This window comes from Pseudomonas gingeri (assembly GCF_013386115.1).
GTDB classification, from domain to species: domain Bacteria; phylum Pseudomonadota; class Gammaproteobacteria; order Pseudomonadales; family Pseudomonadaceae; genus Aquipseudomonas; species Aquipseudomonas gingeri.
Genome location: NZ_JACAOR010000009.1, coordinates 81,162 through 104,744 on the forward strand (window position 1 = coordinate 81,162; position 23,583 = coordinate 104,744).

Below are 23,583 nucleotides of genomic sequence, written 5' to 3' on the forward strand. Positions count from 1 at the left end.
TCGGCAGAAAATGGCAATAAGCATTCGCTAGCCAAGTTAAGCTGAAGGCTGGGTCTATTTTACGCAGGCTCGTAATAAGCCAAGCCCCATAATTATAATGAACAACCAGCCAACCCAATCTATTCCTGAAGATCGTTTTGGAGTACTTACTGGCCTCGGCGCAGGAGAGCTTTGCCATTGAGTAGACGCTTGAGGAGCGCTTGTCGTCTGACGAGCAGCCTGAGACGCCTGAGCTTGCATCTTTTCAAGTAGTTGCTGGTTCGAGCTTTTCGGGGGGGGCACATTCGGAGGCGCGGTCTGAATAGGAGTAACTGAAGCAACCCGCCCCTTCCCCATACTCGAAAGTACGTCAGCGTTTCGACTCGGGGTGGAATTGACCACGGGCGAAAGGCCAAAGCTACGAAGTCGGAATTGCGCTTCCTGCTCCGGCAACTGTTGTATCTGACCAGATGCTGTAATCGTTAGTGAAAGGTGCGTGTAACTAACCGCTTTGGCCTGTCCTTTGTAAGGAGGATCAACCAACCCTGTTACTGACAGCCAGCGTCCCACCCAGGATTTATCGGGTACATTCGATCCGATTGCTTTCATCCCGTCAGACCAAATGGCTAGCTTGACAGCTTGCCCACGCCAGTCAGAAAAGTTCACAAAAACATACGGTTTTTTATTAGCTCCCCACCCAGTTCGAACAGAGTGAATCTGTCCAATAAGTTCGATGCGGCTGCCTACCTGGGCAAGCACCTGAGCATATTTTGTTGCGTCGCAGACTAGGTAAGCACCTTGATATCCAACCGCGGATGGAGTGGCCTTTTGCTGGAATGTAATCGCCCCGCCGACGACTCCTTTGTCCTGAAGAAAATCCGCAAGCGTCGGAACGTTTTGAAATTCTCCTACGACCACTCTAGCGAGATTTTTAGCGTGACTTGCCACGCTAGGAAGCTTTAGAACCTCACCAAAAATGATTGAAGAGCCAGGATCAAGAAAGTCATTTCGCCGAAACACTACAGCGCTAGGTTCTGAACGAGATACACCCCACAGCGAAGGGGAAACTGCAAGGGCCTGAAGGGCAACATCCAACGTGAGGAACGAGAAGCGGTCGAGCTTCTGATTGAAATCTTTAGCCGTTCGCTTTGGATGCTGAAAGTTGACTTGCCCCAATTCGGTAGCAGCAGCCCCCTGAAACCCTTCTACGAACATTCCGTCGTAGTCAATTAGCTGCACGGTGCCGCCGTCTGCGCTAACCATGACGTTTTCGGGCTGGATGTCACCATGAGCGATCTGGTTCTGCTCAAGAAACCCAGCCAGCTTGGCGAGAGCTTGTCGTAAACGTTGGAGTGCTTGAGTGTTTTGATGCTCGCCTTCTAGGAACTCAGCCAGAGTACGCCCTTGCGCCCATGCCATCTTGACTATGGGATACGTCGATCCTTGTATGCGAATTCCATTCGGGATGAAATCGAAGGGCAAAAAATAAGGACTGGCCAATTGCTTGATTCGCGCGGAGATCGCTTTATAGCGCTGCTCCAGCTCTCTTGACTCCTTGTGGAAACAACGAAGTGCAAACCTCTTGCCCGCTAAATCCACGATATAAGTCAACGCAAATCCGCCGCACAAAGCCAAGGGCAGACCCAATCCGGAGGTTTTCAATCGGCCATGTTTCAACTCAGCGTCTTGCAGTACTAACTGCGGGGACTGCAAGGCCTCGTTGTATTGTTCTAAGGTTGGGTATGCCATGGTTTACGTCAAACTGTTGAGAGTAACGATAATCAAGGTGGTGTCATCTCTGCGCATTGCACCGGAGGCTCGCTCTTCCTCTACCAGCTCAAGAAAAGCCTGTTGATCCCTGATTCCACTAAGCCGCTCAAAGGCATCCGAATAGCCCTGCTCTTGACGATGCAGTAGCCAAGCTCCCAGCGCATCGGTCATGCAAAGAAGCAAACATGCTTCCTGCTGGTCGTAACTCCACTCCCTTTGACTCCAAGGCCCTTGGTCGCCGATAGCCACTTCTGCATTCAGTGCACTGCGAGTAGCTAAGAGAGTTGGCTTCTCTGTGAACTGATCAGCACACACGTAAGGGACGGTTTCAATTTCACCATTTTCATTGCACCAAGCGACAAGGCTATCGCCTAAGGTCGTCACTGTTACCGTTTTGCGATCATGATCATTCTGTGCAATCACCAACGTGGCGAAGCTGCCACGCTCGTAAGCAGCTGCTTTAGACCAAGATAAAGTTTGAGGATCGTGAAGCAGCCCATATGCCTGAATACACAAACCAAGCTGTTCGTCCGACGGATCAGAGCCTAGAAACTGATCCACCACCAAGTTCGCCCAGCTACTCGCATCGAAGGACTCCGAGGCGCCATCTGATAGCACCACACGCCCCCTATCCTGAGCAATACGGTAAGCGTCCTCGTTATCATCAGGCGCATCGAGGTGCTTGGCTACCGTCCCGTCAAAGAGGATTCGGAATGTCATGGTCAGCGCAACTGAGCTGCCCGAGTACCGATATCGAAGAAGTCGACAATTTCGGCGATATCACCGTTAAAAACGAAACCCCGAGATTCCATGGTTGCGTTAATACCCTTCTCTTCTGCAACTTTATGAAGATGAATAGGCAGGGGGCTGGACATACGGAACAACAATTTTGCGTAGTTATCGCTCAAGCCCGCGTCAGAGGAAGGAAATTTAACCGGATCTCCCCCACTAGTACTCACGTGCAGGTTGAACAACAGAACGTTTCCATCGCTGGTGCTGATTTGTTGGAGTTGCTGAGCAAGCCCCTCGGGATCCCCATCAGTCGATTCACCATCCGTAACATGCAAAACGGTTGGAGGGTAGCTGTCCGGATGGGCATCACACCATGCAACCAACTGCTCCGCTGCGGTTGTGATTGCATTGCACATAGGGGTGCCGCCTCCGGCTTTGGGCTCGAACCACACCGGAAACTTGATGGACTGGTCTACCAAACCGCCTGCTCCGTCATCAACCCGTTTGACCCGGTCTTCAACGCGCAAAGGGTGAGCTTCAATCTGAGAAATCGGGTTCAAAACCGTCCCCGAAAGCGCCCCCGACAAGCCGTTCTCAGCAATAGCACCGGAGTAGCCCAAGACACCAACCTCGAAATAATCACGAGTACCTTCGGACTTTGTGCAGCGGGTAATCAACGTGGCAAAAGTACGATTTAGAACATCCGCCACGAACTGAGCTTTCGACTTCCCATTTGTCATGGTGTCTTGCATTGACCCGGACTGGTCAACCAGGAACAGGAATGCAGTAGGACTGGTACGGCTAATCTCGGCGCTATAGCTCATGTAACCCTCATTGGTAATCTACTCTCCAGAATACGATCATATAGCATTTTGAAATCATCCTGGAATCACGAAATTTCTGAGGCTTGGATTCCAAGAGCGACTAATGAATCTTCAGAGCACAATCTGTCGCTGGTAGATTGGTGTCTGAAGCGACGATTCGCCCGCTCACGACAGCAAGGGATGGTGGAAGCGATAAATTCTGCCACGTTCGTTTAATACGCTCAGGCGATGTAACGACTCAGAATCGCTGAGACCGGCTCGCCGAAGTGTGGCGTACATTAGATAGAACTCGGTTTCGAGATCGCTCGCGAAGATCCCTGGATCGTCGGAACCGAGGCACACCTTAATGTCCGGATCTCCATCCTCAACGTGGCCGGGGACCCGCATCCAGCGTAGCGAGTGATGCTCGCCGATATGGTGGTATTGACTGATCCGGACGTTACTAGATGGCAGTGTCTCAATGAGGACTCCCCGATCGGCAATCTGTTGCATTAGCGCTTGCTGCAGTCGGAGGTAACCTTGGGCATCCATGAAGTCAGCCTCTTTCTCGGTCAGTTCGCCTGCACGTTTGTGAACCCCTGCATCGTTCAACCACTCCCAGAGCAGTCCCACTGCCTGAGGCTGATTCTGGCACGCTGACCTAACCCGCAAAGTTTCCTCGCGCCAGAGGTCGCTCAGCGGTTCGTGCGGCGAGTTTTCGTCACCGGTTAGCTGGCGCATCAAGTCAAGGCGACTCAAACCTCGAAGCGCCATCGCGCGTTCGATGTCGAACGCTACCAGTGAACGCCCGAAAATTTGGTGAGCAACCAACTCCAGTTCGCGATGAAGGCGGTGGACGCAGGCTTGCATCTCTGGCACATCCCGCAGCAACTGCCAAGCGGCAAGCACACTCAGCAACCACTCACCTCGAGGCAGGGTGATTTTGCCTGGCATACGATCAAGCCACAGGCTTGGGCGGATCCCCATGGCTGTTCCATGTCCGATACGGTCGCCGTTGCGCAGATCCAGTAGTTCCAGTGCCTCCCACATGGTGGCTATACCCGACAGAAGGTGCCGGAAGTCTTCACCCGCGTGGTAGGTGCGCCTATCCAAACCGGCTCGACGGCAGACACGGAAGGCAGGGGCGAAAACGTCCGGGGGTGCGTGTAGCTCATTTGCGGCGGCATCGATGCCCCGTACCCACGTCCTTAGTCGAGGCCAGCGGGCGAGAACTGAGAGCAACACATTAGTAGTTCGACGTAGCTGCATGTCGAGTGGGTAGTGCCTATATGGGCCGGCCTTGCCCTTTTCATTAGGCGACCAGTCTAGCTTAATAAAATGTGCGACCAGTGCCAGCCGATGAACGCTTCGATGAGGGAAAGTCGGTCGCTCAAAATAGCGGTCTAGCTCGCTCAACAAGGCAGAGAGAGAACGGGGTGGTTTGATGGACAATCTGCCAGCAGCAGCATCGTTTAGATAATTGAGGTAGCCGCCCAGGATTGCCTGGAACAATCGGCAAGCTTTTAGCGGGTCGACTTTGGGGGCGAAGCGTCCCTCCAGATATCCGACAGTGCTACGTGCTAATCGAGGTCCGTGCATGGCGTGAAAGCGCGCTCGAAACTCCCGTTCCGACGGCTCACGAAGCCCCGTCAGAGTAAACTTCTGAAACTGGTCGAACCCATACTGCGCTTCACTCTGAACGAGCAATCGATAGTATTGATTCAGCAGCAGCAAGTATGTATGAAACATCCGAGAAAGTTGGACGCTCGGGTGTTGCCGAAGTCTGGCAACGAGAGCTGCCATCCACGTGAACTCTTCTTCAACATCGGGTTCGTCACGCCACGACGGAGTAGGCACGCTTAACCCTTCAGACCACTCGTCGTTCCCAGCGCTATACAAACTTTGACACGACGATGGCAGTAGTGCGTTCGGCGCGAGCTGGCCATTTGTAGAGCCGATGAGCCAAGAACGAAGCCGGCCTGCAGTCTGCAGGTGCTGGTGAAAGACCTGCGGAGTCAGTTCTGGATTCGTCTGTCCAACTAGCTCGCGAATACGGCCTCCGCTCTTCTCGCGGGTCCAGGCGTTCACGAAATCCCGAGTTTCCGCGCGTGAGTCGCGGATCGCACGCAGCCAGCAGATCTCGGCATGCGTACTGCCATTCAGATGTAGGTGTGATTCGTGCAAACCTTCCCGCTCAACATAGTCGGCGACCGGAGCCTCCTCTGGTCGAAGCAAGGGCACAACTTGGCGTCTCCACGGGGCTATCTCTCGATTGAATGAGTCGAGCCGCAAACGAAACGAACGGTCCGGGTTGCACTCCCCCGCGCGGAGAATTACGTCAGCTGCAGCTTGGATTGGGAGCGAAGAAAGCCTGCTGGCAACGCCTTGCTGCCAGGAGCCGAATAGATCGCGATGGACACGCAACTCGCCATGCCGCAGGTTCAGGAACTCATCGACCAGGGCCTGGAGCGCATTGATTAGGACGCCATTTTCAGGCTGCCGCCCTGCCAGGAAGCGCCATGCCGAATCGAACACATGATCCGGAAAGCGTGCAGCCCAAGGCTGGTACGCGAGATAGGCGGGCTCCCGTAACTTAGACCATTCCAACTGCTGGGTGAAGGGCGTCTCCCAAGAGAGACGCAGGACCCGGTAGTCCGACAGCAGTAGCGTCGAGAGGAGTGAGCCGATGGAGGCGGCTTGGGCACTCATTCGTGGGTGGCCTCACCAGCACCACGAGATGCAGTTTGTCGGGACCGTGACTCGCCCGTTACGGAAACTTTCTGCATGAGCTCCTTAAGCTCTTTCGGGCACAACAAACCCTTGATCGCCGCTTCATTCATGTCATCAGGAAACAACGGTTTCAACGCTTGGGCATAATCCAGTTCAGTGTCCAGAAGTCCCAGAAGCAACGGGCATGTCGCCATGATTGCCGTAAATGGGAAATCATCTCTTTGAGGTTTCGCTGAGTTGAGCTTGTCGACAAACCAGCTAGCCGAGGTTCGAGGGTTGTTCCTGTCGATCCTCGAAATAGTCTTCGACGCATCTGACGTGTCAAGCAGGTGGTGTTCAGCCTCCTCGACCAAGAATGCGTTAATGACGCAGAGTGAAAAAATCTCCATCACCGTGTCGAATTTAGCGCTGGGTTTCAGATCCTCGGCCGCGTTCTGCAGACTGAAGAAGAGTCGTGTCCAGACCTTGCCTAGAAAAATGCCTGAAGGCATGGTCTTCTTAAACAAATCGCGCACGCTTTCGAGCCAAGTATTAATGCTCATCCACAGGGCTTCTTGTTTAGCCCACTCATTAGACTCAGCCAGTGCGCGTTGCTTATCTTCGTCGTCCTCATCTTCCGGTGTAGCGTCGCCTTGGCGCGACCAACTGGGACCAGAAACGGTTAGAGACGGATAAGCCCGCTCATAGACCGTCCGGGCTTCCAGATCACCCTGGTTATCTGCGGAAAGCAATTTCTCGATGAGGCCTATTAGCGTAAAGATGGACCCATAGGTACGCGGATTAGTAGCGCTCACTACGTTGACCATGCTTAGCGCAAACACGGGCAGATGCGGAATCGCTTTATTATCAACAGCACGTTGGATCACGGCCCGAGCGATTAGCTCGCCCTTTCTCCCTCTCGTACCTCGACGCAGCCCCACAATACCGGGCAAAACGACACGGGGCTTGTAGTTCACGCTGTAGGGCATTGCGATGACTGCTGTCGCGCGCCGAGCCCAGTCTAGGCTGTCTTCTCTGCGGCCGATACCCATGTAAGACTTGAATTGGTGCACGCGACCCAATGAAGACATTGAGTCCTTATCGCTGAGATGAGAGTTGGCAAGGTTGTAGAGCGACACACTGCCGGGCCCACGCAAAAGATACCGAAGAGCCGTTCCCGGCTTGCCGGCGCAGAAATTTGGTACCTCCGCTGCCAGTGCAGCAAAACAAGCCTTGATGTCCTGTTCCGCCGACATTGGCCGGAGATATGGAGCAGTATCAATGTCTCCGTCCTCCAGTGAGAGGTCGAAAACGGCCAGCGTTAAAGCTGGCAACTCTTTTGCGGCAATCGCGTCGGTATCGACGGAGAACTTATAGAGGCTTGTCAGCGCTAGGGCCTGTAAGGAGCGGCTGAGTTCACTGGTCAAATCAAATGACCAAACCCCTGAATTCAAGTCGGCAGAAGACGATATCTCCAGATGCGGTGCGCAACTGGATAGCACCTGTAAAACTGATCGCAGAGGTTGCTTGAGCAGAAATTCGGTATATGTGGACACGTCAGAGCTGGCTTTAACACGCAGACCACGCTGCACTATTGCTTGGACTACATCCTCTACCGATATCTCGTTCTGGCCCCAAGCAGGATAGGTAGCGTGGCAATTATCAAGAAGCTTGATATTCCACAATGGTTTCAACTGCATGCGCCGCCGTATCGGGAAGAGTTTGAGCAAGTACTGCTCTTCCATATGATCAATCATGCGTAGATATTGGCCCGAGCGGTCTCCTTGCTTTGAACTGCGCTGAAGGTCTAGAGCTGCCTCGGGTCTGCCTGCGACCGTTGTTGCGAAGTGTTGACGCACGAGGAGCGAATAGAGCTCCATGTCCCCCGTCACCAGCACCATTAAACGGGGGGTATCTAAGTATTTTCGGATGCACTCCAGCAGGTTAATTGCATGCGTGGAGTCTGTGTCAGCATCGTCGAACCCAAGCATCAGCCCTTGCACACCGAGAATGCGACACGCAGTCTCGAATAGATGGTGCAACTTTGTTCTCAAGCTAGTGCTGTCGCTTGTGCGCTCCAGGCCCCAGTCGAGGAAAAGCTCCGGATCCAGATCGTTGAGCGGGTGGTATTCCTTTGCGAATAAGCTGAGGCCGCCGGCGACTCCCTTGAACGCTCGGCGCCATTCGTCCCGAAGCTGTTCATTATGCATTTGTCGCAGTTCCTTGAGGGCCTCCTCGACCCGCTTGTTGAGGTGCTGCAGGATGACGAGCAGGATGATCTCGCTATGCTCGATGCGACTTGGATCTATCAGAGCGATGAATGCCATCTGACTTTTCAGGTCAACATCCGCCTTCATGGCAGCCTTTACTGAACTCAAGAAAGTTGACTTGCCTGCGCCTCGGGAACCATCAAGGAACTGCGTCCAACCACTGCCGTATGGGTAGTCCTGCTTGAGTGACTCTGCAGGCCTCAAGGTGGCGAGGTGTTCATTCACTTGATCCCGGAGAAGTTCGTAGTGCCGGCGCTGGACAAGCTCGTTGGCCGAGAGCGCCTTTGCGCTGTCTCCTTGATCCAGATGAATAAGCACATCAAAGCTTCTCGTTGCGGGCGTAGGCTGGTTCAAGCTGGTATCTCCCTTGGTTTGCATCGTAAACATCGTCGAAAGTGACTTGGAGGGAAAGCGCACTACTCAATAGTTCACATTGCAAAATTTTGCGATTATTCTGCCTCGACTATTCGTTTTAGGACCAAGTTGGGGGGAGTCTGACACTCGCCCCACACAACTTACGCGACCTAATAGGATGAATGAGACAGAGTCCTATTTGTTCAAACTACCTTCAGCTAGCCGACGAAAACCTGCTTGATTAAAAAGGTCTCCAGGCCGTCTTCCAATACACGAACAATGCCGCCATTCGGTGTAGCCCAAATCAGAACTTTCCGTGCGTGGTTGTCGTACAGATAGTATTGACCATCACCAATCTCCAGCAGTGGCACAGTATTTTTCGGGTAGGTCGGGTCACGGCCCAGGTCCGAGAATGCGGCAAAGACATTCAGGTAATAGTCGTCAGGCACGCCTAGGCCATACGTTTCGTAGGCGTCAAAGACAATGACTCCAAAAGCCGACAGGTAGCGCTTGTATTCGTCAGACAGTGCGAATCCCAGTTTCTGCTCAAGATTCTGGATGCTGGCGGTATCTACTGGCCGGGTGTTGGCCTGATGGAGATCAACGAGTTGTTCAAGTTTTTTCATAAGATTCGCCCTCAGCGCTGATTCTCAATCTGTTCGGCTCGCGCCTTCCAGTAGTCTTTTCGCTCTTTATCGAAGTCCTCGCGATTGATCTCGGACTCCTTCTGTTTGTTGTGCAGCACGTTATCGTTTCCGTTGCCACGGTGCTCAGCGCTGGTCAATTCTGCCAATGGCGAGTCCTGTTTCTGGCCGATGTGATGTAACTCGATCGGCTTTCCGTTGGCATCCAGCGGAGCCCTTCCCGACTTCATCCGGTCCAGGTTGGTGGTACCCATATAATCTTTTTGATCGTAATCGATGTCGGTACGAATCAGTGCATCCTTGCCATTGACCTCGGCCGGTTCAAGATTCGCGCCTTCATAGATTTTCGCTTCGGCTTCACTACCGATAGCATCCAGAACCTCTTTTGGAACGCCCAGCAGTTCAAGCCGCTCACGGGTTTCCGGCGACATTTGCGGTAGCTCCAGGCGGGTTTCCTGGGTGAGCACGATAGGTCGATCAAGCTCGACAACGATCAGGCAGCGGTCCGGCATTTCACGCGCCAGTAACGCCAGGTTGGACGGAACCTCGGTTTTTCCAGCAAAGAAATTTTCAAAGTTCACAGAACGCTCCCTGTTTCGAGGTGCGCACGCCATGCAGAATAAATATCGATATGGCTCTCGTGCTGGAGGCTGTAATCCTTCATCAAGCATTGCTGGGTCGCCAGGGCCAGCTCAGTGCTCAAGGCTGTCGCTCGCTCGTGGAGTAGCTGGTCCAGTTGATTGCTGAGTTGCCCGTAATCGGTCGCCGTTTGAATGATCTGCTGAACCTGCTGCCGGCAACCGAGCACATCGACCACCAATTGTGCGGCGTAGGCAAATGCCTCGGGCTTGCACAGCGCCGACGGCTTCTCTTCTTTGTGGGCATTGAGCGCCTCGAACAGCGCAATTTTGCTGCGAGCCAGCAACGGCAATTCACACAAGCCATTTTCCAGCAACGCTAAATCCAAGGCGACTGGCGTGCGGATACGGTTGCTCAGCAGCAGGTTGAGTACCTGCAGGTTGAAATCCTGGCTACGCACGGCGCGCTTGTCATTGGCGGTATACACATAAGGGGTTTCATGCCCAGCGAATTTCTTCACCTGACACAGCACCGGCTCCAGCCAGTCATTTTGATAAACGATGGCGACGCCTTTGGGTAACTTGGCGATTTCTTCAAGCTGGTCATCACGCAACGCCACCGACTTGCCGATTAAACGACGGTCCATTTCATCCGGCAGGCGCATGATTATTTTGGTGTTGGTGTTGCGAATCGCGGCGATATCCACCGCATGGGGCGACTGGTCGGCAATGATGAAACCTTCACCATAGGTGCGCATTTCGGCGATGGCATTGGTCAGCATCTCCACTGACTTGCCGACCACATTTGCCCCTTCAGCACCGCCTTCGGACGGGCTGCGCTTGAGGATGTTGTGCGCTTCCTCAAGGACTGTGACGTGGCGCAGCGGCTGGTTCATGCCACCACAGGCCATTCGGTGCTCACTCAGGCGCATCACCAGGATCCCCATGATCAGGGCCTTGGTCTCGGACGAGCCGACGCGGCTCAGGTCCACGATTGCGCTCTGATCAAACAGCACTGCGCTGTCGATTTCGTTAGCGGTAAAAATCTGCCCATTCAAGCCATTGGTCAGGGATTTGATCCGCGTGGACAGCGAACCGATGTAGTTACCTTTGAGCTCCTGGGAGTACGCGGAGGCCTCGATCACGCTTTGCAGGGTACTGAGCAGGTCACTGAACGTCGGAAACAATGCATCGCTGTAACGGTTGGTCGACGCGTCCAAGTCCCAACCACATTGCTGATACGCCTGCAGGATTGCCTCTTTGAGTACGGCAGGCATTGCGGCATACATCGGCCAGCAGACGTTGAAGATTTCCACGAGCCGATCAACGTGCTCCAGCACATGAATGGCCAACGGGAAGCGGAACGGGTTGATGCGCAACAATTCAAAGTGGGCCGGATGCGTGCCGAATACATTGACGTCATCGCGATGACCAAAGACGTGTTTGTACTCGCCCTTGGCCGGCTCAATCACCAGGAATGGCACGCCGGCGGCGCTAATTTGGCTGAGCATTTCATACAGCGTGTTGCTTTTACCGGCACCGGTCGAACCACTGACAAACACATGGCTGGCCAATTGATCGAGGCTCAACTCGATCTTTTGCGGCAGGTTTTCCCACAAGTGGCGGATGTTGCCCAAGGTCAGTGTCTTGCCCTTGCCTGGCTCACTGCTGTGACCATCCAGGCGCTGCACCTTGCGGCCGAACGCCTGGGTTTCCAGCACGGCCACCGTGGAGGTGGAGCGTCGGGGCAGGCTCAATTGGATCGCCATCTCCTTACCAGACACCAGCGTGGCGGGCGTGAGGTAACTGATCGGGATCTTTTTCGAAAACCCCGGCTTCAATTGCGGATGGCTGAACGCGGTGAGCCAGTCCAGCACAGCAGACTTGTTGGCAGATTTCCAGGTGGTCAGGGCGAAGTCTTCATGGCTGGACTTGCTGCCGCGTACCAGCCCAAGAAAGATACTCGCCAACGATTCGGACGACGCAGTGCTGTCACCGATGAAATACGCCGCCGAGTTCCAGCCGCCGTATGTCTTGGCTTCGTCGATACGCTCGAGGTGGTGATCGATTTTGCTGAGCAACTGCTCGATGGTCTTGTCCACGGTCTCAATCGAAATCTGCCGATTAGAGCCCAGGGTTTTGTTCAACGAATGAGTGTCGGTGGTGCTGGTGGTGTGTGTGGTCGAGGTGGTCTTCGACGCGGCCTCACTGAAGGACGTGCCGTGGCTTTCATTGCGACCTGTGGACGTCGACTGACTGGTGCCGGTGGTGCGTTGTTCGTTGAGCAGCGCTGCAGCGGCCGAGCCGATCTGACTACCGAGCATCGCGCCGAATGGCCCCAATGTCGCACCACCCACCATACCGAGCACATTGGCACCGATAGCGACCGTTTTCGAGGTCAGGGTCTGCGCACTAAACGATTCGCTGGTACCGGTGGTGTCAGTGGTAGATGTACCCAGCGTTGTCGAAGTACCCTTGGTCTCGGTCAGCCCAAGGCTGTGCCCAAGGGAGTCACTTAAGCCCTGGCTGATGCTCAGCCCAACGGAATCGCTGTCCTGCTCGCCGAACGATAATTGTTGCTTGAGCAAGGGCGAAAGGTGTGTGGCCACTTGCTCATAACCGGCACGAATTAGGTCAAGGTTTTGTGACGAAACCGGCTCAGCAAGGATTATCGCATGATACACACGGCGCTCAGCCGCATCGATAAAGCGCTCGAGCCCTTGCATGAAGTGCTCGCGGTTCTCCGTCGACAACGCAGGAACACCTGTGACCGCCGTGATACTCGCCGAAGGGTTAGCCTTTTCGGCCTGGACCGCCCCCAGCAAGACGTCAGCCTCTTGTTGCTGCAGCGGCACTAATGAGCTGCCCGAGAAGTGTCCCTTGAAAGTCTCCCGCAGCAACTCGCCGGAACTGTGCCCGAGAGTTTTGCCGGGCTCCCCCCGGGTACCGATATATAGGTCGGTTTCAATACCGTTAGAACGCAATATCAAGAAAACCGAGTAACCCGCAGCACCCAGTGCGGTGTAAGCGGCCGTCGTGCTTTCAAGCACGGATTGTTTGTTGTCTTGGACGATGCGCTCGACGCGGAAAATCCGCGCATCACTGGCCGCATTGAACCGCAGCCCCTTCTCCGCGAAGGCATGGACCGGATAACGTTCCAGTTCCGACAGGTAACTGCGATTGATCAGTGCGCGCCCTGCCTCAAGGGTCAGGCCAGCGTTTTCACGTATGTCCTGCAGTGCGGTTCGGGTCAGTATAGAAGTTGTCATACGCTCACCGAACCAATGCCACAAGGAACACGACCACCGCGGCAATCGCACCGCCAATTAGCAGTGCGGTCCTGAAGGCGGGGTTGCGATCCGGTGCGGTGTCGGGAATAGCCTGGCGGGAGCTGCGAGGTGATGCTTGAGCCACCGCAGGAGCGGAATATGCACCGGTAGTTTGTTTTGGCGCTGCCGCCTTAGTCGAAGCAAAGCCCTCGACAGCACTATTGCGCAACAGATCGCGAACTTCGATCAAATGCACAAAGCGCTGTTCTGAAAAGTTAGTTTTCAGGTATGTAACCTGGAGGTCGTAGTAATCCTCGGTCCATTGTTTCTGATCTGCAACAGGTTCGCGCGCAAAAGCCCCCTCTGCGTAGGTCTCGAAAATTCCGGGGACTTTGCCTTTGATCCACACAAGTGCAGCATGCAAATCGGCGCCATCCAGACGACGATCATTGAGTTCCAGATGCAACGCCGTTCGGATCGTCAGCAAGTCGCCTTCGTCGACAAACTGCTTGAGGTTGCTGGAAGGCTGGTAGTCAAGGGAGGCATTGTTCATCGGTGTTTTTCTCGCTGGTGAAACGGAATCTGTGGGTGTGAACCCCTTTTCGTTTCTTTGACGAAACACATCGCGAACCTGAATTAAATGTTCCAGCCGCTCCGCGGAGAAATTGCGGGCGGCGAAAAACTTTTGCCGGCTGAAATAGTCCGGGTTCCAACTCACCGGATCCACATCGATAGCGCGAGTGATGCGATCCACCTCGTGAGCGTCCATCACTCCTGGGCGCTGTCGCGCTGCATCCACCATCTGTTGCAACAGTTCAGTGCCGACCTGTGTGTCATCGAGCGCCGCCAAGAACTGCTCACGGACTTTTCCAATCATTGCGGTGTTAGTCGTCATAGAAGCTCCGAGGTCAAACCGCTAGGGTTTCGTCGAGTTTTTCTTTGAATTGGTTGATCCACGCTTGCAACTCACGAGCCTCTTCAAGGGCTTGTTTACGAACGTCGCGATCGGTCATTTTTTCTTTGAGCGAGTCGATCAATTCATTGAACTTGGTTTCGAACTCACGCCCCATGAAGGCCATGAACTGATCAATCAGGACGGTCTTGCCATTGTCGATTTCTGTGCGAGCGGCCACGACCAGTCGAGCAAACTCAGTATTTATACGGGTGCTGCGGGGATTCCAGAGCTTGGCCAGGTCAACCGACTTCTCTTCGCCATATTTGTAAACCGTACGGGTAGAGCCCCATGAAAAAGGGTTGTACCAACTGCTGTCGCTGACTTCGTAACGGTCAATCACAACCCGCTTGGTTTGCACCTCATCACTCTTGATGGTGAGATTGAAGGAGATATCACCCGCGGCTTTTTGAAGGCTGTCCAAAATCGGCAACTTCAAATGCTGGCAGTCCTTGAACAGATCCACGATATAACGCTGATACTCCGCCTGGAGATCATCACGGATGACTTGTTGGCTCGTGATAAATACGGCCTCGTAGGCATTGATGAGTTTCCGGTACTGGAACTGGAGTTCCTCTTCAACCTCCTTGACCCGCATTTCAGCGATCCGCGGCTCAACCTCCCCGATAAACCGCTCACTGACCGACCGGAGATACTTACCCGAAGCATTTTCCAAGGTCGCGAGTTCATCTTCGGTGGCCCGTGGCAACACCTTGCCTTCACGCGCTATTTTGTCCTTGTAGGCCTGCGTATCGAACCCCTGCTCCTGCCGAAGCTCCAGCGCCAGGATCTCTTCATTGATATGCGCCAGCGTCTTTTCGTCCTGATCCAGTTGCTCGATCAGTTGGGTTTCGTTAAGTCCGACTGCAATGGCCTTGATCATCGCGTCATAGGCGCGCTTGACCCGATGTGGAAAATTGTACTTGTCGATGTACTCGTCAATCATCGCCTCCACCGCCGGCAATCCGCTGCTCAGCACGATCTCGGGAAGTTTCTTTTCTTGCAGGCTACGTTTGACCCGCTCGGTAATCGGCATGTATTGCAGCAGGTTCATGCTCGGCTCTTCGCCAAACATGTCCATCATGGAGTTCAACTCACCGCGTTCCTTGCGTGAGTGCAAGTGCTGAGGCTTGCGCAGCAGCCGCGTCAGGTTGGCCGATACCGGGTAGATCAGCGGATTGAAAATACCGTTTTCAACCAGGTAGTTTTTGACGCGGGCCAGCACGGATGGCAGGTCCTCGCCTTTCTCAGGGTCGAACACATCCATCTTGTTGATGACAAAAATGAACCGATCCTTGCTCTGCTTTCCGCCCTTGCGCATGGTTTCGGCGACCAGTCCCAATAGGTTTTTGTCGTCGTTGGTGCCCAATTGGCTGGCATTGAGCACATACAGAATCAGCGGGTTGCGCTGAGAGTCCTGAATGAAACTCATCGTTTTGAGCTGATGCTTTGCATCCTGGCTGTTGTTCGGGCCCGGCGTGTCGGTCAATACCAGGCGTACGCTGTCACGGTCTTGAATCGCGTGAATTTTGCCTTCGATATCGATGCGCATCGTATCGGGCAGGTTGTTCCATGCCTGGAGCACTTCCAGGCTTACGTTGTCGCTGTTTTCCGCAACGCGGTGATCATTCGCCACGCGCTGGGCTGCGAAGCGTTGACCCATTAATGCGTTGTCGGTGATCCGCGCAATGGTTGCGGTAGTGGCTTCGTTGGCCGCCGGTAACAGGTCCTGTCCAAGCATGGCGTTGATCAGCGTCGACTTGCCCGAGGACATAGTCGCCACCACATACACGTCAAAATCCTTATTGAACGCTTCTTCAAAGGACTGGCTGACATCGGCATTCTCGCGAATGAAATGCTCAAATTCAGGATGGAGCTTGGCCTCCTCCATCAGCTCACGAATACGGGTCAGGCGCTCTTCGGCCGGGTCCGCTTCGATAAACTGCAGGGTGACCTGCATGCCTTTGCCCATCGCCACTTTTGCGGCGTCAACCACGTCCAGATAATCCGACTCGACGCCTCTGAAAGTGACCTCAAAGTTATTGTCACCATTGAACAACTGGCTCAACTCATCAAACAGCCTCTCAATCCACACTTGCAGCCGCGATTCTTTATAGCTCGACAGCTTGCAGCCTTCGGCCGGCGGTTGGCCACTGATCAGGAACTGAGTCTCGACGATGAAAGGGTTATGGATAATTTCAATAGTATTCATGGTTGCTCATCTAATCGGCGCTGATGATGGATAAGGGCTTCAACGGTTTTAAGCCCACTGATGGTGACCAGTTGCTGCAATCGGTTTTTATCGTAGGCTCGGGTATCGGATTCCTTGGCCTGCAGTTTGCGTTCGAGGTTATAGAGCGCCTTGCCGACGCGACGCTTGATCAGGTCTGGTGCGACTGTGGCATTGAGCAATGCGCACTTGTTGACATCCAGGTCATCGAGCACTTGGCGCAACTTAGAGCGCTGCGCACGCGTGAGTGTTTCGGCACTCAGGGCCTTGCGCGCGTACAGCGCTGCACTGGCCATTGTCGGAATGATGATCGGCTGTTCAAAACCGATATCGCGCAAATAACGCTGAGCGTTGTGCACATAGCCCTCAATGCTTTCGCCCTTCTCCGGATCGAGCAAATCCACTTTGTTGAGGATGAAATAGATAGGCTGGGCAGGCTTGGCGGCGAGTTCTTCGCGCAACTGTTCGAGTAGCAACCGATCGTCACGAGTCCCCAGTTGACTAGCGTTGAGCACGTAGCAAACCGCCTTAAACGACACGTTGCGGATTGCCTCCAGCGTCAACCGGGCATGGTTTTCATCCTGGCTGTTATTTGGCCCTGGCGTGTCGTGAAGCACCAAACCGGGTGCCGGGCGCGGCACCACGTTGAAGGTTCCCGCCAGGCTGATGCGCTTGACCTCGACATTGGCGTTCCAGTCCTGCAGCAGCGCTACTGACGGCGAAGGCTGGGAGGCCAATTCGGTGTCGTTGTAGCAATAGCAGGCACCACTGAATCGCCGCGCGCCCTGACGATGCTCTATACGGGTCACACAGGCAGTGGTGGCCTCATTGGCGGTATGCAGCAGTTCCTGGCCAATCAATGCGTTGATAAACGAAGTTTTGCCTGCGCTCATTGTGGCCAAGACCAATACATCGAAGGTGGCGTTGCCAGCAGACACCGAGCTTCCGACTTTTCGGGATTTGAGGGGCGTAACGGTGAAGCGCGTCATCAGTTTCTGTCCCTTTCGCCCGGCGCCTTGAGCACCTGACAAGCGTTAATCCATTGGCAATCAAACGGCCGCAGTCTTCCATGGCCATGCGACAGTTCATGTCGCGTGGTCAACTGATGTGTAGAGGTTTTGCATACCGTGCAACCTGGCCCCTATCTCATCGACCCACACCTGTGGCCCATGCACGCGGATGTTGTCGTTCAGGCCAAAGATCCACCACAGCGTTTCACGATCCAGCGGCACCTGGGCGCGTAAACGCTTCCAGGTATGCGAGGGGATATCGCTCAAGGTCTGCTCATGACTCAGCGGAGTCTCTCCAAGCAGGAAAGCAATCTGCGGATGAACATCCGCGATCAGCTCTACCTCTATGCCGGTTTGACGATGGCTGAATATGCCGGTCGCGATGTAATCGTCCACATCAAAGGCCGCATGCAAAACGGACGGCTCATCGAGTACACGAACATGCTGAATACGGTGCAGGGCAAACTGGCGCAAGTCGCCGTAGCCATCTACGGAAGCCAGCAAGTAGCTGATGGCATGCCGCGATACCAGGCCTGCCGGATGAAGGCGAAACTGTTTGAGTTCGCCCTTGCTCCGACTCTGATAAGTCACTTGCAGTTGCCGGCGCTCCAGCAAAACGGTAGACACTTGCCCCCAGACGTCGGGATCGATCGCAGCAGGCAGCAAGGTTTTCCCATTGGGAATCGCCCGAACTCGTCGCGCCCAATCGGCCAATCCGTTGTGGCCCAGATCACCCAGGAAGTTACGTGCGCGTCGAAATTGTGGACCGAGCTGGTCCAGAACAGTCTGCGGCAACAAAGTAGTCAGATGGCTCTCCGACAGATACAAGGCCAGTGCGGTGGAGGCATCCATATCCTCCAATCTGAGCGGCGCATCCCGCGTGAAGCTCCAACGAAACGGGATCTCGCTCTCGTCGCATTGCAACGAAAAAGGCGTCGACAACCGGTTCAAATCACGCTGAACCGAGCGAAGTGTTACGGAAAACCCTCTATCGCGAAGCTTTTCAAGCAGGGTCGGAGCTGCAATTCGCTGCGGTTCTGTGGGGATCAGGCGCAGTAATGCGAATAGCCTGAGCAGCGTATCCTTCGCTTGGGACATGATGACTACCTTGTTCTGCGGGTCAACTGATAGCCAGGAGGCTGCCGTCAATTTGGCGTCGATGCTACTGATTAAAGTAGCGTTTTGCCATCAATTGTAATCGACATAAGGCATAAGCCTTTCGGCAGTGGTGTGCGGAACTTGAGGTTCTACCCTTAACTCAGGAGGGAGAAGACTGGCGCGCGTTCCTTTCGCGCTTCAGTTCGCTGTACTCGCGATACAGTTCATAGCTTTTCTTTAGCACCACACAAAGTCCTATGACGGCAAACAGGTTTTTCATAATCGTAACCTCCTAGGTCTTTTTGACCATTTACCGGGGCAGAGCGACAAAAGGTGTCGCGACTTTAAACGTCAATCGTTGAGGCTTAGGAATTGTTCCAGGCGGGTTCTGAGGATCTCATGTCGATTGGCTTCCAGCCCCTCCAACGAAGGGGTATGACACTCAGGACAAAGGATGAACGCAGCTGGGCCGAGCGATGCCAAATCGTTGTGAGGCAGAACCGTTTTTCTCCAAGAACAGTGAGCACAGACAAGGGTGAACGGGCGCGGGGAAATTGGCATAGCGATGTCCTACGGCTGTCGAATGGCGCTAGCTTGACTGGTAGGTACGACAATGTGTGTCGCCTCGCTTAGCAGACACAACTCATCATAATTGCGGTCCAATACAGGCGGCTGGATGCGTTCGCTGCCATAGCGACCAAAACACGCGCCCAAAGGCGTATTGATTCGATTCAAAAAAATCTCAACTCTACATAACAGCAATGACACCACTACCAGGAGGGTTCATCCCATGTCATTGCAGTGTCCTCGCTGTCACTCCCCAAAAGTTGCTTCTTTCCATCACGCTATGAAAGTCGGCGCGGCCATCGGCACAGTAGGTGGTGCCGCGCGTGGCGTCAGCGCAGCTCTAGCAGGTGGTCAGGCTGGTGCGCTAATCGGCGCTATTGCCGGGCCCGTCGGCATAACTCTCGGCTCAGTTTCAGGTGCCATCCTCGGCGGACTGGCCGGCGGTGTCGGCGGCTGCGCTCTCGGCGCCCAACTGGGTGAGTCGCTTGATCGCCACGTCCTAGCCCACAACCTCTGCTTGCTCTGCGGTCACCGCTTTAACCTTCCGGCCTGATCTGGCAGGACCACACCTTTTCTATCCATATCGTCCGGACGGTGCTGCGCTGGGCGCGGCGCTTTATGCCGGCCTGCACCCAAAGGAATCTCAACCATGGCCCATCTCGTCGAAACTATGGCCTACGCTGGCGCTGCACCGTGGCATGGCCTAGGTAATCAACTCACCCAGAAACAACCCATCGAAGTCTGGCAACGCGAAGCCGGCCTGGACTGGGCGATCCAGGAAAGCCCCGTACTTTTCAAATCAGAGACCGTCGGCCACCTGAGCGCGATCCATTCCTTCTCCGAGCAGAAGGTACTCTTCCGTTCGGACACCAAGGCACCGCTGTCGGTGGTCTCCCAGCGCTATCACACCGTGCAGCCTCGGGAAGTGTTGGAATTTTATCGTGACCTTACCGATGTTTCCGGCTATGAGCTGGAAACCGCCGGCGTGCTCAAGGGTGGTCGAAAATTCTGGGCGCTGGCGCGTACCGGGCAAGGCGCAGCGCTCAAGGGTAACGATCAGGTCAACGGCTACTTGCTACTGGCTACATCCTGCGACGGCACCCTGGCCACCACAGCAACACCAACCACCGTGCGAGTGGTGTGCAACAACACCCTGACCATCGCCCTGGACGGCAACAGCCGCGCGATCAAGGTGCCGCACAACACCCGCTTCGATCCGAAAGCAGTGAAGAAGCAGCTCGGCATCGCCGTCTCGCAGTGGGATGAGTTTATGTACCGCATGCGGGCCTTGTCTGAGCGTAAGGTGCAGTGGCATGAGGCGTTGGGGTTCTTCATGTCCGTGTTGTGTGAGACGAGTCCAACCGGCGCACTGCCGGAGGTACTGCCCAACGAACGCGCTCTGCGCAAGGTTCAGGAACTGTACGAGGGTCGTGGTCAGGGCAGTCAGCTCGACTCGGCACGTGGCACTGCATGGGGCCTGCTCAATGCAGTGACCGAGTTTGTCGATCACGAGCGCCGCGCCCGCAGCAACGAATACCGCATGGACTCGGCCTGGTTCGGCCAAGGTGCGCAGATCAAGCAACGCGCCCTGGACACCGCTCTGCAACTGGTGACCTAACCGCTTACCTCCTCCACTCCATAACGCCCGATCAGCCTGGTTGCTGATCGGGCGTTTCTATTTCCACAAGGTGAACGCTATGAAAGCTACTTCGTTGAGCCGCGCCAGCAAGCCGCGCCCGGCGCTGCGTTTAATCAGTACCAAGGAACTGCCTCGTGAAGATTGGCTGATGGTGCGTAAACAGGGCATCGGCAGCTCGGATGCTGGCGCTGCAGTAGGCCTAAATCCCTACAAGTCGCAGCTAGAGCTGTGGCTGGAGAAAACAGGTCGCGACACCACCTTGCCTAAGGCCGATCCGCACGATGAGGAAAGCCCGATGTACTGGGGCAATGTGCTGGAGCCGATCGTGGCTTGGCATTACAGCAAGCGCACCAGCAAACGCGTACGGCGCATCAACGCCGTACTGCAGCATCCAAACCCTGAGTTGTCCTGGATGCTGGCCAACATCGACCGAGAGGTAATCGGTGCTGACGATGTGCAGATCCTCGAATGCAAGACAGCCGGCATAAACGGCGCACGCCTCTGGAAAGAAGGCGTGCCCGAGTATGTGCAACTGCAGGTAATGCACCAGCTTGCAGTCACTGGCAAACAAGCTGCGGATGTCGCTGTATTACTGGGCGGCCAGACCCTGGAGATCCACCGCATCGAACGAGACGAGCAGATGATTGCCCGCCTGATCGAGCTGGAGCGTAAATTCTGGCACTACGTCGAGACCGACACGCCACCGCCTGCCGATGGCTCAGCCTCGGCTGAAATGGCACTGCGAGCGCTCTATCCGGAGGACAACGGCCAGACCGCTGACTTCAGTGGCCGCGCAGGTTTGGCAGCGGCCTACCTAGAACTCAAGGCGGTACGCCAATCCATCAGTGAGAAGGAAACACGCGAAGCCCAGCTCAAGCAAATGCTGCAACAAGCCATGGGTGATGCCACCCGCGCTGAGTTCAGCCACGGCTTTATCAGCTGGAAGAAATCCAAAGATAGCAACGTGCTCGATGTTGAACGCATGCTGAAGGACAAACCCTACCTGCAGGTTCGCTACACCAAGCTCAAGGAAGGCAGCAGGCGCTTCCTGGTCAGCTAATCCCAACACGCCTAACCATTCCCTCCCTTTGGCCAGCCTATGCAGTTAACGCTGCGTGGCTGGCCTTTTTTCGTTTGCAGGAGAACCACCATGCTTAAAGGTCTGGCTATCACCCCGCCGGTACTCGGGCGAATTTCCATAGGCAAGGTCATCGAGAAGAACGGCAAACGCCTGCCGGAAAAGGATGATCAATTCACCATCACTTCACAGGTGCAAGGCAAAGACGGATGGCTGCTACATCCACTCAACGACGAGCTGCGCCAGGGTAAGGACGACAAGCTCCGCAGCATCCTGGTACGCCTGCTATTCAACGAACCGGAGTTGAACTTTCGCGCTGACTACACGTTATTCGACCGCCAATCTGGGCGACCGCTGTGCGTGGGTAATGGCGAAACCTGCAAGCGAATTACCCAGGAAGGTATGCAGTCACTGCCTTGCCCCTCACCGGATGCCTGTCCGCTGGCCAAGGGCGGTGCCTGCAAGCCCTATGGCCGACTGAATGTGGTCGTTGGCGATGACGATCCACTGGGCAGCTTTGTGTTCCGCACCACGGGCTTCAACAGCATCCGCACCCTTGCTGCACGATTGCACTACTTTCAGGCCATTTCGGGCAACCGCCTGGCATGCCTGCCGCTGGAACTGCGCCTGCGTGGCAAGTCGACACGCCAGAGCCATGGCACTCCGATCTTCTACGCCGATCTGACGGTACGCGGCGGCATGGACATGACTGAAGCACTGGTGACAGCCAGTGAACTCGATTCGCGGCGTCAGGCTGCCGGCTTCAATCAGGCCGCGTTGGATGAAGCAGCACGCCGCGGCTTTGGCAACGGCGCGTTCGAATACAGCGAGGAGGATGTCAGCGCCATCGTTGAGGAGTTCTTCGCCAACCCGGACCGGGTGCCCGACAAACAGAGCGACACAGCTGCGCATGCGGCCAGCTCGCTGGCAGGCAAGCTGGAAGTGCTTGCCGCCCAAACCCACTAACCCTTTGCCTGTCCACTCCGGGCACGCCTTCGGAGACTCAACATGACTCTACTGAGATTTTTGCTGTGCCTATTCACCTTTATCGGCGCGTTGGCTGCAGCAGGCGCGCTGGTTATCAGCGTTCTGCTGATGCTGCACTTTCCACCACTGCTGGTCGCGGTGGTCCTGGCCTGCTGGCTCCTCTGCAAGCTACTGAAAGCCTTTCGCAAGCCGGTCCAAACCAAAGCAAACACCTATTCAGCGCAGTGATACGGCCATGCCGATCACCAAGGGGTCAACGACTATCCAATTGGGAGAATCAAAATGAGTCAAAACTGTTTGATCTGCGAGTCCAGGGCCGTCATCACGTGTGAAGCAGCCAAGGGTCTTGCATTGCTTCTGGGGCTGGTCGACGGAGCAATCCAGGGCGCACGGCGCGCTCCGATGGAGGATAGCCACGATGCGCTTACCAATGGGTTAAAGGAGATTCTTCCCTCTTACCCATCGGCACTGCGTGCAGCTGAGGATGTCGGACGCTTTCACTTCGCAGGCTTTGAGTGTCTATGCCTACGTTGTGGGGCGCGCTTCAACGAGGGCGCAGAGTGAAATCTCGCGCTCAGTTGCGGGCAAGCCTTTCGACCAGGCGCTCCACAATCTCCAGCACCAGTAGCCGACCCTCTGCGCTCAGCGAACTCAGCAGGCTCTGTAGCCGACGCGCCTGATCTGCAGGCAGAGAACTTCCCTCTGTCAGCAGGTCGGCCGTCTCACACTCAAAGATGGCTGCCAGCTCAACCAGACGCTCAACACTTCCGTAGGCTCAGGCCACCAAACCAATAAAGGGGGACTTCGATCCCCCTTTATTTTTTGTTCCCCTTCGAACGGCCCCCTGAATCGCTCCGGCTTTCCTAGATACTTTTGAGCGGCTACTTTGGGTCGATTCTGTTGAATAAGTCGGA

At 55.0% G+C, this 23,583-nt stretch carries 17 protein-coding genes; 5 read left to right on the plus strand and 12 right to left on the minus strand.

Annotation, left to right across the window (positions count from 1 at the left end):
• Positions 1–54: 54 nt before the first annotated feature.
• The 12 genes from HX881_RS18865 to HX881_RS18920 all read right to left on the minus strand — a co-directional run bounded on the left by HX881_RS18865 (position 55) and on the right by HX881_RS18920 (position 18,398).
• Positions 55–1,728: a protein kinase family protein gene (locus HX881_RS18865; RefSeq protein ID WP_080391944.1), complete on the minus strand. Its 1,674-nt coding sequence runs from the start codon at positions 1,726–1,728 to the stop codon at positions 55–57.
• 3 nt (positions 1,729–1,731) lie between these two features.
• Entirely contained in the window at positions 1,732–2,469 is a 738-nt protein-coding gene (locus tag HX881_RS18870) for a hypothetical protein (protein ID WP_073523534.1), read from the minus strand.
• 2 nt (positions 2,470–2,471) lie between these two features.
• Entirely contained in the window at positions 2,472–3,305 is an 834-nt protein-coding gene (locus HX881_RS18875) for a vWA domain-containing protein (protein WP_057406263.1), read from the minus strand.
• 165 nt (positions 3,306–3,470) lie between these two features.
• Positions 3,471–5,993 carry an amidohydrolase family protein gene (locus HX881_RS18880; protein WP_177085939.1) on the minus strand — a complete coding sequence of 841 codons (2,523 nt, stop codon included), beginning with the start codon at positions 5,991–5,993 and terminating at the stop codon, positions 3,471–3,473.
• Entirely contained in the window at positions 5,990–8,617 is a 2,628-nt protein-coding gene (locus HX881_RS18885) for a hypothetical protein (protein WP_177085941.1), read from the minus strand. The genes HX881_RS18880 and HX881_RS18885 overlap by 4 nt, the downstream gene beginning before the upstream one ends.
• Before the next feature lie 218 nt (positions 8,618–8,835).
• Complete coding sequence (locus HX881_RS18890) at positions 8,836–9,243, minus strand: SMI1/KNR4 family protein (protein WP_057406261.1); 408 nt, start codon at positions 9,241–9,243, stop codon at positions 8,836–8,838.
• 11 nt (positions 9,244–9,254) lie between these two features.
• Positions 9,255–9,842, minus strand: coding sequence for an HNH/ENDO VII family nuclease (locus HX881_RS18895; RefSeq protein ID WP_057406260.1), 588 nt, complete (start codon positions 9,840–9,842; stop codon positions 9,255–9,257).
• Complete coding sequence (locus HX881_RS18900; RefSeq protein ID WP_177085943.1) at positions 9,839–13,108, minus strand: ATP-binding protein; 3,270 nt, start codon at positions 13,106–13,108, stop codon at positions 9,839–9,841. The genes HX881_RS18895 and HX881_RS18900 overlap by 4 nt, the downstream gene beginning before the upstream one ends.
• 4 nt (positions 13,109–13,112) lie before the next feature.
• The gene (locus HX881_RS18905; RefSeq protein ID WP_122500324.1) at positions 13,113–14,003 is read right to left on the minus strand and encodes a hypothetical protein; all 891 of its coding nucleotides are present in this window, start codon (positions 14,001–14,003) and stop codon (positions 13,113–13,115) included.
• A gap of 13 nt (positions 14,004–14,016) precedes the next feature.
• Entirely contained in the window at positions 14,017–16,272 is a 2,256-nt protein-coding gene (locus tag HX881_RS18910; protein WP_177085945.1) for a dynamin family protein, read from the minus strand.
• Positions 16,269–17,279 (minus strand): dynamin family protein, encoded by a 1,011-nt coding sequence (locus tag HX881_RS18915; RefSeq protein WP_177085947.1) that lies wholly within the window; start codon positions 17,277–17,279, stop codon positions 16,269–16,271. The genes HX881_RS18910 and HX881_RS18915 overlap by 4 nt, the downstream gene beginning before the upstream one ends.
• Positions 17,280–17,375: 96 nt before the next feature.
• Positions 17,376–18,398 carry a helix-turn-helix transcriptional regulator gene (locus tag HX881_RS18920; RefSeq protein ID WP_024657954.1) on the minus strand — a complete coding sequence of 341 codons (1,023 nt, stop codon included), beginning with the start codon at positions 18,396–18,398 and terminating at the stop codon, positions 17,376–17,378.
• A gap of 847 nt (positions 18,399–19,245) precedes the next feature.
• Between HX881_RS18920 and HX881_RS32805 the strand changes: the two genes are divergently transcribed.
• The 5 genes from HX881_RS32805 (at position 19,246) to HX881_RS18940 (ending at position 22,897) form a co-directional block, all read left to right on the plus strand.
• Positions 19,246–19,518, plus strand: a complete 273-nt coding sequence (locus tag HX881_RS32805) for a hypothetical protein (protein WP_225739969.1) — start codon at positions 19,246–19,248, stop codon at positions 19,516–19,518.
• A gap of 96 nt (positions 19,519–19,614) precedes the next feature.
• Positions 19,615–20,583 carry a DUF932 domain-containing protein gene (locus tag HX881_RS18925; RefSeq protein ID WP_177085949.1) on the plus strand — a complete coding sequence of 323 codons (969 nt, stop codon included), beginning with the start codon at positions 19,615–19,617 and terminating at the stop codon, positions 20,581–20,583.
• A gap of 79 nt (positions 20,584–20,662) precedes the next feature.
• The gene (locus HX881_RS18930) at positions 20,663–21,664 is read left to right on the plus strand and encodes a YqaJ viral recombinase family nuclease (protein ID WP_177085950.1); all 1,002 of its coding nucleotides are present in this window, start codon (positions 20,663–20,665) and stop codon (positions 21,662–21,664) included.
• Between the two features lie 90 nt (positions 21,665–21,754).
• Positions 21,755–22,648 carry a recombination directionality factor gene (locus HX881_RS18935; protein ID WP_177085952.1) on the plus strand — a complete coding sequence of 298 codons (894 nt, stop codon included), beginning with the start codon at positions 21,755–21,757 and terminating at the stop codon, positions 22,646–22,648.
• 42 nt (positions 22,649–22,690) lie between these two features.
• Positions 22,691–22,897 (plus strand): hypothetical protein, encoded by a 207-nt coding sequence (locus HX881_RS18940; protein WP_057406252.1) that lies wholly within the window; start codon positions 22,691–22,693, stop codon positions 22,895–22,897.
• Positions 22,898–23,583: the final 686 nt, after the last annotated feature.

Bases quoted from the DNA above. Each gene is read 5' to 3' on its own strand.
- HX881_RS18865 (WP_080391944.1), bottom strand. From the start codon at position 1,728: ATGGCATACCCAACCTTAGAACAATACAACGAGGCCTTGCAGTCCCCG.
- HX881_RS18910 (WP_177085945.1), bottom strand. From the start codon at position 16,272: ATGAATACTATTGAAATTATCCATAACCCTTTCATCGTCGAGACTCAG.
- HX881_RS18890 (WP_057406261.1), bottom strand. From the start codon at position 9,243: ATGAAAAAACTTGAACAACTCGTTGATCTCCATCAGGCCAACACCCGG.
- HX881_RS18925 (WP_177085949.1), top strand. From the start codon at position 19,615: ATGGCCCATCTCGTCGAAACTATGGCCTACGCTGGCGCTGCACCGTGG.
- HX881_RS18940 (WP_057406252.1), top strand. From the start codon at position 22,691: ATGACTCTACTGAGATTTTTGCTGTGCCTATTCACCTTTATCGGCGCG.
- HX881_RS18935 (WP_177085952.1), top strand. From the start codon at position 21,755: ATGCTTAAAGGTCTGGCTATCACCCCGCCGGTACTCGGGCGAATTTCC.
- HX881_RS18870 (WP_073523534.1), bottom strand. From the start codon at position 2,469: ATGACATTCCGAATCCTCTTTGACGGGACGGTAGCCAAGCACCTCGAT.
- HX881_RS18920 (WP_024657954.1), bottom strand. From the start codon at position 18,398: ATGTCCCAAGCGAAGGATACGCTGCTCAGGCTATTCGCATTACTGCGC.
- HX881_RS18930 (WP_177085950.1), top strand. From the start codon at position 20,663: ATGAAAGCTACTTCGTTGAGCCGCGCCAGCAAGCCGCGCCCGGCGCTG.
- HX881_RS18880 (WP_177085939.1), bottom strand. From the start codon at position 5,993: ATGAGTGCCCAAGCCGCCTCCATCGGCTCACTCCTCTCGACGCTACTG.
- HX881_RS18915 (WP_177085947.1), bottom strand. From the start codon at position 17,279: ATGACGCGCTTCACCGTTACGCCCCTCAAATCCCGAAAAGTCGGAAGC.
- HX881_RS18905 (WP_122500324.1), bottom strand. From the start codon at position 14,003: ATGACGACTAACACCGCAATGATTGGAAAAGTCCGTGAGCAGTTCTTG.
- HX881_RS32805 (WP_225739969.1), top strand. From the start codon at position 19,246: ATGAAAGTCGGCGCGGCCATCGGCACAGTAGGTGGTGCCGCGCGTGGC.
- HX881_RS18900 (WP_177085943.1), bottom strand. From the start codon at position 13,108: ATGACAACTTCTATACTGACCCGAACCGCACTGCAGGACATACGTGAA.
- HX881_RS18875 (WP_057406263.1), bottom strand. From the start codon at position 3,305: ATGAGCTATAGCGCCGAGATTAGCCGTACCAGTCCTACTGCATTCCTG.